Genomic DNA, 13,736 nt, shown 5'->3' with positions numbered 1-13,736 from the left:
CTAACCCTCCCCTTCCTTTGGGCCTCCGGCGAGGTCGAAGAAGATGGAGATCATGATGGCCATCACCGTGATGGCCACCCCTATTTCCACCAGGTCGATTCCGAGGGCCCGATTGGTCTCGAAACGGGAGGTGAAGGGGATGAATCCGTAGTTGAGATACTGGGCGGCCCCCAGGCTGAAGAGAAGCCCGAGCAGGCCCACGCCGGCATAGAGGCCCACGCCCGCGGGGCTGAGAAAGGTCACGGTCGATTCGGGGATCCTCTGCCTCGCCTGGAAGAGGTGGAAGGCGACCCCATAGAGGATGAACGAGGAGGCGAAGATGGCCCCTCCCTGGAAGCCCCCGCCCGGGCCGAGCGATCCATGAAAGACCACGTAAAGGGCGAAGAGCTGGATGAAGGGGATCATGATCCGGGTGACGGTTTCGATGACGACGCTTTTCGATTCCTTTTGCGGTTTCACAGCCTCCCCTGCCTCCTCAACAGGAGAATGACCGAGACGCCCGCCGTGAAGATGACGACCGTCTCCCCCAGGGTGTCGTAACCCCTGTAATCGGCCAATCCGTGGGTGACCATATTGGGGACCTCCGTCTCCTTGAGGCCTTTTTCGAACCAACGGACGACAAAGGCATATCGGAAGATCCGGAGCTCCTGGCCCTCTTTGACGATCCAGTAGTACTTCTCTTCCTTGTCGTAATAGATCTCTTCCTTGGGAATGTAACCGATCCACTCAGCCGCCCCTTCTCTCACCTTTTCGATCCGGACCGGAAGGGGAAATCCCCTCTGCCTCAGGGCGTCGAGGAGCGCCTCGGGGGGCTTCCCTTGATCCAAGGCCGTATCGAAAGAGAGGAGAGGGAGATCGAAAAGCTTCACCGCCCGGATCGCAGGGGATCCGGGGTCACCGAACTCCGGAAGGTCCTCGACCACATAGAGGAAGAGGAGGCCGAGGAGGATGAGAAGGGCGAGGGCCGTGGCCTTAAACCATTTCATTATTTTTCCCACCTCGTCGTTCGGCTCAGGGCGGCGATCATAAAGGCGGTGGTCACCCCTGCGCCCACGGTCGCCTCCATGAAGCCCACATCGACCGAATGCATCTCCACCCAGAGCAGGGCCATGAGAAAACTGTAGGCGCCCAGCAGGATGACGGCGCTCAAGAGGTCCTTGATGACCACTGCCGCCACCGCCACGACGACGACGAAGGAGAGGAGAAGAATGTCGATCCAGATCGTCATCCCCTGTCCCCCTTTTTGATCGAAGGTTCCATGAAGACGTGACCCACCTTTCTCTGCATCGTCTGCTCGAGGGTGAGGGCCTCTTCCGCCTCTTTGGAGATCCCGTGGACCAAAAACCTTCCCCTCTCTGGTTCCACCTGGATGGTGATGGTCCCAGGGGTTAAGGTGATCGAGTTGGCCAGGGTGGTCAGGGCCCAGTCCCCTCTCAGGTCGGTTTCGAATTCGAAGATCCGGGGATCGATGGGCAACTTGGGGTGGAGCACCCGATAGGCGACGTCGAAATTGGCCAGGACGATCTGCCAAAGTTCCCACGGGATGTAACGAATGAGCCTCCAAGACTTCGTCAGGAGCTTTTCGGCCTTTCCCTGCACCAGGAGGTCATGGGAGAGCAAGGCCACGAGGGCGCTGCTGAAAAGCCCGGCGATGAGGTGAAAGGCGCCAAAGAGGCCGGACAGGATGACCCAGAAGAAGAACATCACAAGGAAGGTGAGGAGAAATCCCTCTCTCTTCTTCGGCCGTTTCATCGCCTCTCCTCTCCGACCTTCCAGGGTTTCAAACCGGTCCGATAGGCTGCGCGTATGAGGGCGTGGGTGGCCGTGGGATTGGCGACGAAGATGAAAAAGATCAGAAAGACGAGTCGTAACGGCACGAGGGGATATTGGGGATAGTGAAAGAGGTGGTAGATGAGGAGGCCCAGGACGATGAGCCCGACGCCCAGGGTATCGCACTTTCCTGTGGCATGGAGGCGGGTGTAAAAATCGGGCAGCCTCAACAGCCCGATGGCTCCCACCAACAAGAAGAAGACGCCCCCCGCTAAAAAGGGGACCACCAAGAGATGGGCTATGACCATAGGTCACCTCTCTCGAGATACTTGGCGATGACCAAGACCCCGATGAAATTCAACATGGCGTAGAGGAGGGCGATATCAAAGAAGAGGGGCCTTTCAAAGAGGTATCCGAAGACCAACAGGAGGGCGACGGTCTTGGTTCCGATGACGTTGACCGCGGCCACTCGATTAAAAACGCCCGGGCCAACGGCTCCACGGTAGAGGCTCAAGGTGATGGAGATGAGGATGAGGAGGGAGAAGGCTAATAAGAGATCCAGCATCGTCAATCTCCCGCTCCCTTATCCGGGGTTTGGAATCGGTCTTTCCCATCCGTTGGGTAGGGATTGGAGATCCCTCTGACCTCTCCGATTCAACCCGATGATCAGAGAGGCGTTACCCTTACTTGTTAAAAATCGGACAGATCATAAAAGGTGCGTCTGAAATAGTCAAGAGAGAGTTCGGCGAGGTTGACAGGCCTAAAAAGATTGAGTAAATTGGATCGAAGTCCGATCGTCAAAGGTTTCTTCATGAGTGTCTCGGTCCAGATCAAGCCCTTTTTATCGAGAACCCTTACCCCTTCGAGGATCTTCATTCTCAGTTTTGCCGGCGTCATTCTAGTGGGCACGGCCCTCCTCTCCCTTCCCATCGCCTCGGCCCACGGCCAGCTTCGCCTCATCGATGCCCTCTTCACCTCGGCCTCCGCGGTCTGCGTCACCGGCCTGGTGGTCATCGATAACGGAAGGGACCTCTCCCTGTTCGGACAGGTCGTCACGATCCTTCTGTTTCAAATCGGAGGGTTGGGCATCATCACCTTCTCCACCATCTTCTTCGTCCTCATGGGGCGGGGCATCTCCTTCAAAGGAAGGGAGATCATCCTTTCCACCTATCTTCAACCCCGACGGGGGGACCTCCTCCTCATCCTGAGAGCGATCTTGGTTTCGACCTTGCTCTTCGAATCGGCGGGGACCCTCGTCCTCTTCGTTCGATTTTCCCAAGAGTTCCCGGCCTGGAGGGCCCTCTATTTGGCGGCCTACCATGCCATTTCCGCCTTCAACAACTGCGGGTTTTCTCTCTTTCCCGACAGCCTGGTGCGTTACCAGGGCGATCCGCTGGTCAATGTTGCGGTGATCGGCCTGTTGGTTGCAGGAGGGATCGGGTTCATTGTGCAATATGAGATTTATTTGAGAGGGAGAGGCCATCAAAAGAGGTTCTCCCTCCACACGAAGGTGGTCCTGCTGACCACGGCCCTCCTCATCACCCTAGGAGCCCTCCTCTTCTACCTCTTCGAAAGGACGGGGGTCCTCCGGGAGGTGCCTCCCCTGAATCAACTCCTGGCCTCCATTTTTCAGTCGGTGACGCCGAGGACCTGCGGGTTTAACACGGTCGATATCAGTGGCTTGAAGAATGCCACCCTCCTCCTCCTGATCGTTCTGATGTTCATCGGGGCCTCTCCAGGATCGACCGGAGGGGGCATCAAGACGACGAGCGCGGCCCTCCTCGTCCTGATGATATGGAACCGGTTCCGGGGCAATGAGGAGGTGAACCTCTTTTCCCGGACGATTCCCAAGGAGGTGGTCAGCCGCACCCTCTCCATCATCTTCGCCTCGGCCTTCTCCATCTCCCTCGTCACCTCTTTTCTCTTGATGGTCGGGGGACAGGACCTCGCCCCCCTCGAAAGCCGGCGACTCTTCGTGGAGTATCTCTTCGAGGTGGTCTCGGCCTTCGGGACGGTCGGATTGTCCATGGGGGTGACCCCGCAGTTGAACGACCTCCAAAAATGTGCGATCATTCTAATGATGTTCGCCGGGAGGGTGGGGCCTCTCACCCTGGCCTATTCCCTTTCGAGGTCCGGTCGAAAGAGGAGCCTGGTCTATGCCGAGGAAGGGGTGATGGTGGGGTGAGGATGAGAGAGCGGGGAGGGGATTGACCCATGGGGTCGAGATTTCTGGATCGGGAGAGATCGGATGAGACGAGCGGTGGTGATCGGCTTGGGGATCTTCGGCTTCAATATTGCCAAAGATCTTTTTGAGAATGGCTTCGAAGTGATCGCCATCGACAAAGACCGTGACGTCCTCCAGAAGATCAAGGACTATTCCACCAAGGCGATCTTGGCGGACGGAACGGACAAAGAGGTGATGGATTCGATCGGCCTCCAGGAGGATGACGTGGTCATCATCTCCTTCGGTGAGGATCTGGCGGCCGCCACCCTCCTCACCCTTCACCTCCGGGAGATGAGAGTCAAGCGGATCATCGTGAAGGCCCCCGACGAAGATCACAAGAAGGTTCTCGAGAAGGTTGGGGCCACAGAGGTCCTCATCCCAGAAAAGGAGATGGCCGCCAAGATCGCCCGAAGCCTGATTTCGCCCAACGTCCTCGATTATATCCCCCTTTCCGAAGATTACACCATCAGCGAAGTGGTCCCCCCTCCCAGTTTTTTTGGGAAGGCCATCGGGGAGCTCCATCTCCGGAGCCGGTATCACATCGAGGTGATCGCGGTGAGGGAGGTGCTGCCCGACCGAATCCGGTTGATCCCCAGCGCCGATTTCGTGATCAAGGACAGCGACATCCTCGTCGTCCTCGGCCGGGAGGAGGACATCAAAAAGATTCGGTGAAGGCAGGGGGCAGGAAGAAGGATCGATGAAGATCGCCATCATCGGGGCCGGCGAGGTTGGGTTCTACCTGGCCCAGAGGCTCTCGCTCGAAAAACACGATCTCGTCCTGATCGACAACGACCCGGAGAAATGCGCCCACGCCCAGGAGATGCTCGACGTCTCGGTGATCGAGGGCGATGCCTCGAGCATGAAGGTCTTGAAAGAGGCGGGCCTGGAATCGGTCGATATGCTGATCGCGGCCTCGGGGGTGGACGAGATCAATTTGATCGCCTGCCTGATCGCCTCGAAGATGGGGGTGAAGAAGAAAATCGCCAGGGTCAGAAACCCAGACTATTATGAGGCCTCTTCCATCCTGAAACCCCAGGACCTCGGGGTCGACCTCTTCATCCACCCCGAAGAGGAGGTGATCGAGGAGATCATCCGCCTCCTCATGCGCGCCTCCGCCTCCGAGGTGATCGAATTCGAGAACGGGAAGATCGTGGTGGTCGGGTTGAAGCTCGATGCGCAGTGCCCGCACCTGAACAAGCCCCTGAAGGAGATCGGCCGGGAGGAGGAGCGTCGAAATCTCCGGGTGGTGGCCATGCTGAAGGGCGAGCGGACGATCATCCCCACCGGAGAAGACTATCTCAGCAAGAACGATCAGATCTTCGTGGTGACCAAGCGGGAAAGCCTCCCCCTTGTCCTCTCCCTGGCGGGCAAGGCCGACCAGAGGCTGGAGAGGATCATGATCCTGGGAGGCGGAAAGATCGGAAGGGGGCTGGCGGGCAAACTGGAGGAGAGGGTCGAGGTGATCCTGGTCGAATCGAACAAAGAGAAATCGATGAAGATCGCCTCCCAGCTCAGACGCACCACCGTCTACCAGGCCGATGGGACCGAGATCGATACCCTCGCCCGGGAAGGGCTCCTCAACATGGACGCCTTTATCGCCGTCACCGGCGATGACGAGGACAACATCCTCTCCTGCCTGTTGGCCAAGCATCTCGGGGTCCAGAAGACCATCGCCCTGGTCAATAAACCGACCTATCTTCCGATCCTGCCGGTCATCGGGATCGACTCCACCGTCAACGTCCGCCTTTCGACGGCCTCGGCCATACTCCGTTTCGTCCGTCGAGGGGCCATCCTCTCGGCCGCCACGTTTCACGGGATCGAAGCGGAGGCGATCGAATTTGAGGTGATGAAGTCGAACAAGATCACGGGCAGGCCGCTCAAAGACCTCGGGTTGCCCCAAGGGTCCCTGATCGCCGCGATCATCCGGCGGGATGAGGTCATCATCCCCCACGGCAAGAGCGCCCTCGAGACCGGAGACAAGGTGATCGTCTTTGCCTTGCCAAAGGCGATCCCCGCCATTGAAAAGAAATTTGCATAGAAGACCAAACCGGTCCTATCGCCCGAGGGGGCCGGCTGGAAGGGGTCCTAAGCTGCGATGCCCTCCGTGGCCTTTGGCTGACCGAGGAGACGGTCTTGAAAATTTCTTCGATCCTCTACACCCTTTCCTCGCTCTGGTTGCTCCTCTGTGGGTTTCTCGTCCTCCCCCTGCTCGTTTCCCTCTATTATCGTGACGGGCTCTTCGATCATTACCTCCTCCAGATGGTCACCGTCGGCCTTCTGAGCCTCCTGCTGCGCTATCTTACCCGAAAAGCGCCAGAGCTCCAGATCCGGGAGGCCTTCTTGACCGTCTCCCTCACCTGGGTGACCTTCTCCTTCTTGGGCGCCGTGCCCTTCATGACCTCCGGCGCGATCCCCGACCTGACCGATGCCTTTTTCGAGACGATGTCGGGATTCACCACCACCGGCGCGAGCATCCTCACCGATATCGAAGCCCTCCCCAAGAGCCTGCTGGCATGGAGGAATATGACGCAGTGGTTGGGAGGCATGGGCGTCATCGCCCTGGCAGTGGCGGTCCTCCCGTTTTTGGGGGTCGGGGGCGTCCAGCTCTTCAAGGCCGAGGTCCCGGGGCCGACCAAGGAGAAGATCTCCCCACGCATCAGCGAGACCGCCAAGATCCTCTGGGGGGTCTATCTCCTCTTCACCCTGGCCGAAATCCTCCTCTTGTGGTTGGGTGGCCTCTCGCTCTTCGATTCGGTCTGTATCACCTTCGGCACGTTGGCCACCGGCGGGTTCGCTCCCACCAATTTGAGCATTGCCGCCTTTCCCTCCCCCTTCGTCCAGTATGTGATCACCCTCTTCATGCTGATCGCCGGGATCAATTTCTCGCTGCACTACTGGGCCCTGCGGGGGAAGGTCCATCTTTATTGGTCGAACCCGGAGTTTCGATTCTTTCTGGGCCTCACCGGGGTTGCTACGGGATTGATTCTCCTCGCCCGGCTGTTCGGGGGAGAGGCCCTCACCGAAGAGGCCTTCCGTAGCACCCTCTTTCATACCGTCTCCATCGTGACGACCACGGGCTTTGTCACCCAGGATTACGAGCAGTGGCCCTATGTGACCCAGATCATCCTCCTCGCCCTGATGTTCTTCGGAGGATGCACCAGTTCGACCGGGGGAGGGATCAAGAACGTGAGGATGCTGGTGGCCTTTAAGTTCATGGGGTCCGAATTGAAAAAGCTCTTTCAACCTCACGGCATCTTTCCGGTCAGAATGGGAGGCAGGGCCGTTCCGGAACGGCTGGTGGCGAACATCACAGGGTTCATCGGCCTCTATCTCTTGATCTTCTTCTTAGGGGTGATGGCGATGACGAGCCTGGGCCTGGACATCGAGACCTCGGTCGGGGCCGTCACCGCCACCCTTGGCAATGTCGGGCCTGGCATAGGGGGAGTCGGCCCGGTGGACAATTATGCCCACCTGCCGGCCCTGGGGAAGTGGATCCTCTCCTTTTTAATGCTCGTCGGACGGCTGGAGATCTTCACCGTCCTCATGATCTTCACCCGGCCGTTCTGGCATTGAAGGCCGTTTCTTGGGAGGACTGCGTCGGACCTTGCCGGAGACGACGAGGGTGACCTCTCCCTTCACCTTCTTTTCGGCAAGCCGTTGCCTGATCTCGCTCACCTTGCCCCTCAAGACCTCCTCGAACAGTTTGGTCAATTCCCGGGCCAGGACGATCTCCCGGTCGCCGAGGACCTCGAAGATATCCTTCAGGGTCTCGGCCAGACGATGGGGTGATTCGTAAAAGATGAGGGTCTCCCTCGTCTCCTCCAGCTCTTTCAAAACATTTCTCCTCCTCGTGGGTCGGTGGGGAAGGAAGCCTTTGAAAAGGAAGGCATCGGTGGGAAGGCCCGAGATGCTGAGGGCAGCGATCAGGGCGGAGGGCCCGGGCACGGCGACGACCGGGATCGCGTGGTCTACCGCCAGCCGGATGAGGCGGTAGCCCGGGTCGGAAATGCCCGGAGTCCCCGCATCCGAGACCAGGGCCACCCGCTCTCCCCGGTTCAGCCTTTCGAGGATGAGAGCCCGCTTTTTCATCTCGTTTCCTTCGAAGTAGCTGGTGAGGGGGGTTCGGATGCCATAGTGGTTGAGAAGCTGAAGGGTCCTCCGGGTATCCTCGGCGGCGATGAGATCGACCTCTTTCAAAACCCTGAGGGCCCTGAGGGTGATGTCCTCGAGATGGCCGATGGGCGTGGAGACGACGTAGAGGCACCCTTTTTCGCGATGCTCGATCGAATGGGCCATGGTCTTTTTTTATCACGACCCTTCGAAGGGTTCAAGGGCAGCCTTCTCTCAAGGAGAGAGCCTGCCCTTTTCAAAAAAGTATTGACAATTGAGGGATAAAACAATAAAAATTAACAGACTTGACGGGATGAAATGGCTATGCCCGAGGAGATTCGTCCGGAAAAGAAACCGACCGATCTGGCCGAGGAGTGGGTGGCGACCGAAGGGATCGAGGCAGACGAAGAGCTCCTTTTGGCCAGAGACCTAGTGAGCTTCTTCCTCAAGACCTTCAAGGCCATCCGGTTTTACCCGCCCGACAACCCTACGATCAAAGGATTCAAAGAGCAGCTCTCGAAAAAATTCCAGCATTTTTTAGGCCGCTATCCTACCTTCGTCCTCCAAATCGATGAGTATTCACTCCTCTTCAAAGAGAGAGTGCTTTACGAGAACCGGGATCCCAAATCGAGCTTTGCCTTTCTCTTCTATAAAGATGGGTTGAGAGAGCTGAGATTCATGAAAGGGCTCGAGGAATGGGAGATCGAAGGGTTGCTGGAGGTGATCCGGACCAGCGATCAGATCAACGAGATGGAGGACGATCTGGTCACCCTCCTGTGGGAGCGGGATTTCCCTCACATCAGCTACTTAGCCACCGACGAATTTCTTGAGGAGACGCCCATCCTGATTCCCGAAAACGGGGAACAACTGCGAAGGGGGCTCGTCTTTAAACCCCTGGCCTACAATGTCCAGGTCGACCTGCTGGACGAAGAGGGGCAGGATCTGGAGAGGCTTTTGGCCAAGAGCGCCAGCGCGCTTTCCTTAAAAGATCGGGTCGTCTATCAGCTCACCCCGGAGGAGATCGAGAGGCTGCAAGGCGAGGTGACCCAGGAGCTCGATCCGGCCTTTGTCTTTGAGGGGGCAGACATCCTTTTCGAGATCTTGAACCTCGAGCAGGACAGGGGACCCTATCAGCAGGCCGCCCATCTCTTAATGAAGAATTTGGACGGCCTGATCACCCTCGGGGAATTTAACCGGGCGAGTGAACTCTTGAGGCGCCTCTACCACATGGTGAAGAGCTACGGGCTGAAGGATTGGCAGGTGGAGATCCTCCACCAATTCCTCGAGAAGGCCGGGGACGAGGAAAGGATCGAGCGGATCGGAAATCTCCTCGAAAAGGAAGTCCCCCTCCGTTTGGAAGAGGTGAGCGAATACCTTGCCCTCCTTCAGCAGAATGCGATCAAACCCCTCATCCACCTCCTGGGGAGGCTGAAGAATTCGAAGGCCCGGCGAATGGTCTGCGATGCCCTCTCCGAGATCGGAAAGAATGCGATCGAGCTCTTTGCGCCCTTCATCGAGGATCGACGGTGGTATCTCGTCCGGAATATCACCTACATCCTGGGTCGGATCGGGAAGGAGAAGGGGCTGCTCCATGTCCAGAAGGCCTTCAATCACGAAGACGTCCGGGTCCGCAGGGAGGCCGTTCAGGCTCTGGGGCTGATCGGGGGCCCCAAGGCGGTCTCCCTTTTGATCAAGGCCCTCACGGACAAGGATGCCCGAATCCGGGCCATGGCCGCCCTCAATCTCGGAAAGATGGGGAAAAACGTCGGCCTTGCAGCCCTCCTCGAAGTCGTCCAGTCCAAAGATTTTCAGAAGAGGGATTCCGCCGAGATCAAGGCCTTCCTGGATGCGGTCGGGTTGGTAGGTTCCAATGAGGCGATTCCGGTCCTTCAGCAGATGCTGGAGCGGAAAAGCCTTTTTGGGCTTGGGCTCAAGGACGAGATCCGCCTCGGCGTGGCCAACACCCTGGCCATGATCGGGACGCCCGAGGCGAAGGCCGTCCTTGAGAGGGGGATGCATTCGAAAGAGGAGGCGATCCGGACAGCCTGCCAGCAGGCCCTGAGGAAGCTCTCCTCGAAGGAGCAGACGGCTTGATGTCCGAAAAGATCTTCACGAGTCAGGAGGACCTTCCCACCCAGAGGGCGACGGATTTTGTCGTCCGGTTTTTCCGCGTTCTGAAGGGGACGGCCATCTACGAGCGGAACAATTTGGTGATGGAGCAGTACCTCCAGGATTGCCTTCCCCTGATCAACTCCGTGATCCAGTCCGAAGGATACCTTTCCTTCAAAATTGTCAGGGAGAACTGTTTCTTCAACCACGCCAAGGTCCAGATGAAGGCCCACCTCTACCCCATTTTCAGGGAGTTTATGAACACCCTGAGGAAGCGGTGGATCGGTGAGATCAGCTTCGACGGAACGGTCAAAAAGGAGGAGCTCGGGGATTTCGCCTACCTCCTGTCGGGATTGGAGGAGCAGAACGAGGGCAACTACCTCTATGTGAGAAGACAGTTGCAGCATTGGGGGTTCGGCCATATCCACGTGGAGAAATTGGAATGGTTCAGAGATGAGGAGATCTACATCGATTCCGAAGACCAGAAACGGCGATCCCGGGAGGTCTACTTCAAATCGGTCCATCTGGTCAAAGAGGTGATGGAGGGCATCAAGAACCAGAGGGTGGTCAACCTCCGCAAGGCCAAGCGCCTGATGCAGAATGCCGTCAACATCATGCTCCAGGACGAGTCTACCCTGTTGGGCCTGGCCAACATCAAAAATTATGACGAGTACACCTTCAACCATTCGGTCAACGTCGCCCTCTATGCGATCGCGCTCGGCCAGAGATTGGGCCTCCCCAAGAAGCATCTCTCCCACCTCGGCATGGCAGGTCTTTTCCACGACATCGGAAAGACACGGATCCCGAAAGAGATCCTCAACAAAGAAGGGAAGCTCACCCCTGAGGAATGGGAGACGATCCGGACCCACCCGGTCGTGGGGGCCGAGATCGTGATGGCGATGAAGGAGTGGGGCGACCTCTTCACCCGGATGTTGAGCGGGGCCTTCGAACACCATCTCCGGTACGATTTGAACGGATATCCCAAGTTGACGGAGAAAAAGAGGGTGAGCCTCTTCGGCCGGATCATCACCCTGGCCGACTTCTTCGATGCCCTGGGCAGGCCGAGGGTCTATAACCGGTTCCCCTATGTCTCGGAGAAGATCTTGGGCTTGATGATGGAGCGAAGGGGGAAGGAGTTCGATCCCATTTTGGTCAAGGTCTTCGTCAACCTGATGGGCCTCTTCCCTTTAGGGACGCTCGTCCTGCTCGATACGAACGAGATGGGCATCGTCGTCAAGGCTCAGGAAGACCCCGAGCTGATCGATCGGCCCAAGGTCAACCTCCTCTACTATCAGGATGGAGCGTATCGGAAGGGAAAGGTGATCGACCTCGCCGAAAGGGATGAGAAAACCGGGCAGTTTAAATGGACGATCATCAAGACCCTCGATCCCAACGACTACCATATCAACATCGCCGAATTCGTGATTTGAGCCCCCTCCTCTCCAAGGCCTCGAAGGGTTTCGAAAGCCTCCGCCCCTTCGGATCAAGGCCGCTTCCGATCGAAACGCCGGCCTTTGGCCTCCTGCCAGAGTTCCTCCATCTCGAGGAGGTCGGATTCGACGAGAGACTTCCCCGCTTTCTTGACCGACCTCTCGATATACTTGAACCTCGAGACGAACTTTCTGATCGTTCCTTTTAAGGCCCTCTCCGGGTCGATCCCAACCCATCTCGCCAGGTTGACCAGCACAAAGAAGAGATCGCCGATCTCCTCCTGGATATCCTCCCTGTCGCTTGAAGCGATGGCCTTTTTCAATTCCTCCATCTCCTCGTCCAATTTGGCGATCAGGCCTCTTAGGTTGGGCCAGTCGAAACCCACCTCCGAGACCCGCTGGGTGATCTGGCTTGCCAGGGTGAGGGAAGGGAGGTGTGTGGGAAGGCCGTCGAGGAGGGAAGCCATCTGCTGGCGATTTCTTCTCTTTTTGCTCCCATCAGGGTTTGGAGCCATCGGGTTTGAACCTCCAGGGCATCGATTTTCTGTTTAAGCAAAGGCAATATGTCCCCTTAACTGCAAAGCGAAAATGTCCCCTTGAATCTTTTTCAAATGGATAGGTTTTACAGAGAACAAATGATCTTTGAACGTTTGTTATGAAATCCAAGGTTCAACGAATCGCCAGGATGCACCGGAAACGACGATTGTCTTGTTGTCCATAGGTTGATATATCCCCTCCAGAAACCAAAAGGCTGATTCATGGATCCTGTACTCAAGTCCCTTGCTCCGACGGAGCAGAGGCCCAGTAAACCCATTGATCCGGAGAAGCTCCCTTGATGCGCCGACTGTGTTTGAGGGCTCGAACCGGTTCTCGAAGCTCGGTTGAAGGGTGTGTGCCGATGAGTTGGTCGTGGTAATAGACCCTCCAGGCCCCATTGAGGAGTTGTCTGACTTCAACTTGAGCCTTGGCATAGGAGCGTCGGTGGGGACCGGGAGGCAGATCCAGGATCAAACCTCCAATGCGAACACAGTTGTCATTGCCTACGACCGAGCGGTACCGGAAGCTAATCCATCGGTCCAGATCAAGCTCTTTAGGCACCTTGCGCCAGGCTTTCTCAGAGTCTCGGGCAGGGAGGGCAAAGCGACGATTAAACCGGGGGATAAAGGTTTTGAGAAAGTCATTGGCTGCCTCCAAGCTCTGGATCCCTTGGAGGCCCAGTTCAGCTATGAGGCGATCCTGCAAGGTCCCAAAGAGCCTTTCAATTCGTCCTTTAGCCTGCGGGGAGAGGGCTGCGATCGAAGCAATCCCCAAGGCCTCAAGCGCCAAGCCCACCTGGGTCGGCTCCTGACGGCCAGCCAGTTGCTCCTCCAAGCTCCAATGAGAGTCGTTTCGATGAAGGGACCCATGACGATCATGATACATCACCAAAGGAATCCCGTAGCGTTTCACCACCTCTCGAAGAAGCCATAAATATCCCGAGGAACCTTCAAAAGGAAAAAACCGCGCCGCCAGCAGTTTGCCGGTCGCATCATCCATGGCCGCCATCAAACAACACGCAGGCTGCTCTGAACCTAACCAGGGATGGGGAGACCCGTCCCAAAGCACCATCGCCCCCTCCTGCGCCTTTCGCTCCCGACGCTTGCGGTGCCCCGGCACTCTGCGCCTCCGCTTGGGCCCGATCCCCGCCCGACGCCTTAACTTCCTCACCGTCTCTCGACTCAGCTCAATCCGATGCTCCTCAGAAAGCTTCTCCGTAAAATGCATGTCATTAAAATCCCCGTAGAGCTGTTTGGAAAGCTCAAGCACTCTCTGACGGACAGAATCCGCCGTAACATTCCATGGAATGCGCCCCGTGTTTCCATGGATCATCCCTTTGACTCCCTTGACTCGAAGCGCCCTTCGAATTCGTTTGGCCTGCCGGTAGGACACACCTATCTTCTCTCTCGCCTCCTTCAAGGTGATCTTGCCTTCCTCCACCAAACCCATAATCTGCCACCTCGACAACTGCCTCTGACTCATGAGTATCTTTTCCCCTTTCATAGGGGACATTTTAGCTTGGCAATTACAGGGGACATAATCGCTTTGCTAACACA

Annotated in this window: 16 protein-coding genes; 6 read left to right on the top strand and 10 right to left on the bottom strand. The window is 57.2% G+C overall.

Annotation, left to right across the window (positions count from 1 at the left end; genetic code table 11):
- From N3G78_10030 to N3G78_10000, 7 genes are all read right to left on the bottom strand, one after another.
- The gene (locus tag N3G78_10030) at window positions 1-459 is read right to left on the bottom strand and encodes a Na(+)/H(+) antiporter subunit B (protein MCX8118257.1); all 459 of its coding nucleotides are present in this window, start codon (window positions 457-459) and stop codon (window positions 1-3) included.
- On the bottom strand, window positions 456-986 hold the full coding sequence (locus N3G78_10025; protein ID MCX8118256.1) for a hypothetical protein: 531 nt from the start codon (window positions 984-986) through the stop codon (window positions 456-458). The genes N3G78_10030 and N3G78_10025 overlap by 4 nt, the downstream gene beginning before the upstream one ends.
- The gene (locus N3G78_10020; protein ID MCX8118255.1) at window positions 986-1,228 is read right to left on the bottom strand and encodes a DUF4040 domain-containing protein; all 243 of its coding nucleotides are present in this window, start codon (window positions 1,226-1,228) and stop codon (window positions 986-988) included. The genes N3G78_10025 and N3G78_10020 overlap by 1 nt, the downstream gene beginning before the upstream one ends.
- Window positions 1,225-1,752, bottom strand: a complete 528-nt coding sequence (locus N3G78_10015; GenBank protein ID MCX8118254.1) for a Na+/H+ antiporter subunit E — start codon at window positions 1,750-1,752, stop codon at window positions 1,225-1,227. Before N3G78_10015 ends, N3G78_10020 begins: the two co-directional genes overlap by 4 nt.
- Window positions 1,749-2,078 carry a monovalent cation/H(+) antiporter subunit G gene (mnhG, locus tag N3G78_10010; GenBank protein ID MCX8118253.1) on the bottom strand — a complete coding sequence of 110 codons (330 nt, stop codon included), beginning with the start codon at window positions 2,076-2,078 and terminating at the stop codon, window positions 1,749-1,751. The genes N3G78_10015 and mnhG overlap by 4 nt, the downstream gene beginning before the upstream one ends.
- Window positions 2,069-2,335: a monovalent cation/H+ antiporter complex subunit F gene (locus tag N3G78_10005; GenBank protein MCX8118252.1), complete on the bottom strand. Its 267-nt coding sequence runs from the start codon at window positions 2,333-2,335 to the stop codon at window positions 2,069-2,071. The genes mnhG and N3G78_10005 overlap by 10 nt, the downstream gene beginning before the upstream one ends.
- 125 nt (window positions 2,336-2,460) lie before the next feature.
- On the bottom strand, window positions 2,461-2,583 hold the full coding sequence (locus tag N3G78_10000; GenBank protein MCX8118251.1) for a hypothetical protein: 123 nt from the start codon (window positions 2,581-2,583) through the stop codon (window positions 2,461-2,463).
- Here N3G78_10000 and N3G78_09995 point away from each other — a divergent pair.
- The 4 genes from N3G78_09995 to N3G78_09980 all read left to right on the top strand — a co-directional run bounded on the left by N3G78_09995 (window position 2,582) and on the right by N3G78_09980 (window position 7,567).
- Complete coding sequence (locus N3G78_09995) at window positions 2,582-3,955, top strand: TrkH family potassium uptake protein (protein ID MCX8118250.1); 1,374 nt, start codon at window positions 2,582-2,584, stop codon at window positions 3,953-3,955. The two genes, N3G78_10000 and N3G78_09995, sit on opposite strands and share 2 nt — an antisense overlap.
- A 63-nt stretch (window positions 3,956-4,018) precedes the next feature.
- Window positions 4,019-4,666: a TrkA family potassium uptake protein gene (locus tag N3G78_09990; GenBank protein ID MCX8118249.1), complete on the top strand. Its 648-nt coding sequence runs from the start codon at window positions 4,019-4,021 to the stop codon at window positions 4,664-4,666.
- A gap of 25 nt (window positions 4,667-4,691) precedes the next feature.
- A complete protein-coding gene (trkA, locus tag N3G78_09985; GenBank protein ID MCX8118248.1) occupies window positions 4,692-6,032 on the top strand; it encodes a Trk system potassium transporter TrkA in 1,341 nt (446 codons plus the stop codon).
- Between the two features lie 95 nt (window positions 6,033-6,127).
- Entirely contained in the window at window positions 6,128-7,567 is a 1,440-nt protein-coding gene (locus tag N3G78_09980) for a TrkH family potassium uptake protein (GenBank protein ID MCX8118247.1), read from the top strand.
- Here the strand turns inward: N3G78_09980 and rsmI are convergent.
- A complete protein-coding gene (gene rsmI, locus N3G78_09975; protein ID MCX8118246.1) occupies window positions 7,499-8,290 on the bottom strand; it encodes a 16S rRNA (cytidine(1402)-2'-O)-methyltransferase in 792 nt (263 codons plus the stop codon). The genes N3G78_09980 and rsmI overlap by 69 nt on opposite strands.
- Window positions 8,291-8,428: 138 nt before the next feature.
- On the opposite strand from rsmI, the gene N3G78_09970 reads away from it, so the two are divergent.
- Both N3G78_09970 and N3G78_09965 read left to right on the top strand, forming a co-directional pair.
- Window positions 8,429-10,198, top strand: a complete 1,770-nt coding sequence (locus N3G78_09970) for a HEAT repeat domain-containing protein (GenBank protein ID MCX8118245.1) — start codon at window positions 8,429-8,431, stop codon at window positions 10,196-10,198.
- Window positions 10,198-11,643, top strand: a complete 1,446-nt coding sequence (locus N3G78_09965) for an HD-GYP domain-containing protein (protein MCX8118244.1) — start codon at window positions 10,198-10,200, stop codon at window positions 11,641-11,643. Before N3G78_09970 ends, N3G78_09965 begins: the two co-directional genes overlap by 1 nt.
- Before the next feature lie 53 nt (window positions 11,644-11,696).
- On the opposite strand, the gene N3G78_09960 is transcribed toward N3G78_09965, so the two are convergent.
- Complete coding sequence (locus tag N3G78_09960; protein MCX8118243.1) at window positions 11,697-12,158, bottom strand: hypothetical protein; 462 nt, start codon at window positions 12,156-12,158, stop codon at window positions 11,697-11,699.
- 256 nt (window positions 12,159-12,414) lie between these two features.
- Window positions 12,415-13,662 carry an ISNCY family transposase gene (locus tag N3G78_09955; GenBank protein MCX8118242.1) on the bottom strand — a complete coding sequence of 416 codons (1,248 nt, stop codon included), beginning with the start codon at window positions 13,660-13,662 and terminating at the stop codon, window positions 12,415-12,417.
- Window positions 13,663-13,736: the final 74 nt, after the last annotated feature.

The organism is Thermodesulfobacteriota bacterium, assembly GCA_026415035.1.
In the GTDB taxonomy this organism is placed as follows: Bacteria; Desulfobacterota; BSN033; order BSN033; family UBA1163; genus RBG-16-49-23.
This window is presented reverse-complemented; position numbering and strand designations above follow the sequence as displayed.

Coding starts and splice junctions, on each gene's coding strand:
- N3G78_09995 (MCX8118250.1), top strand. CDS start 2,582: ATGAGTGTCTCGGTCCAGATCAAGCCCTTTTTATCGAGAACCCTTACC.
- rsmI (MCX8118246.1), bottom strand. CDS start 8,290: ATGGCCCATTCGATCGAGCATCGCGAAAAAGGGTGCCTCTACGTCGTC.
- N3G78_09965 (MCX8118244.1), top strand. CDS start 10,198: ATGTCCGAAAAGATCTTCACGAGTCAGGAGGACCTTCCCACCCAGAGG.
- trkA (MCX8118248.1), top strand. CDS start 4,692: ATGAAGATCGCCATCATCGGGGCCGGCGAGGTTGGGTTCTACCTGGCC.
- N3G78_09955 (MCX8118242.1), bottom strand. CDS start 13,662: ATGAGTCAGAGGCAGTTGTCGAGGTGGCAGATTATGGGTTTGGTGGAG.
- N3G78_09990 (MCX8118249.1), top strand. CDS start 4,019: ATGAGACGAGCGGTGGTGATCGGCTTGGGGATCTTCGGCTTCAATATT.
- N3G78_10020 (MCX8118255.1), bottom strand. CDS start 1,228: ATGACGATCTGGATCGACATTCTTCTCCTCTCCTTCGTCGTCGTCGTG.
- N3G78_09970 (MCX8118245.1), top strand. CDS start 8,429: ATGCCCGAGGAGATTCGTCCGGAAAAGAAACCGACCGATCTGGCCGAG.
- N3G78_09960 (MCX8118243.1), bottom strand. CDS start 12,158: ATGGCTCCAAACCCTGATGGGAGCAAAAAGAGAAGAAATCGCCAGCAG.
- N3G78_10005 (MCX8118252.1), bottom strand. CDS start 2,335: ATGCTGGATCTCTTATTAGCCTTCTCCCTCCTCATCCTCATCTCCATC.
- N3G78_10000 (MCX8118251.1), bottom strand. CDS start 2,583: ATGAAGAAACCTTTGACGATCGGACTTCGATCCAATTTACTCAATCTT.
- mnhG (MCX8118253.1), bottom strand. CDS start 2,078: ATGGTCATAGCCCATCTCTTGGTGGTCCCCTTTTTAGCGGGGGGCGTC.
- N3G78_10015 (MCX8118254.1), bottom strand. CDS start 1,752: ATGAAACGGCCGAAGAAGAGAGAGGGATTTCTCCTCACCTTCCTTGTG.
- N3G78_10025 (MCX8118256.1), bottom strand. CDS start 986: ATGAAATGGTTTAAGGCCACGGCCCTCGCCCTTCTCATCCTCCTCGGC.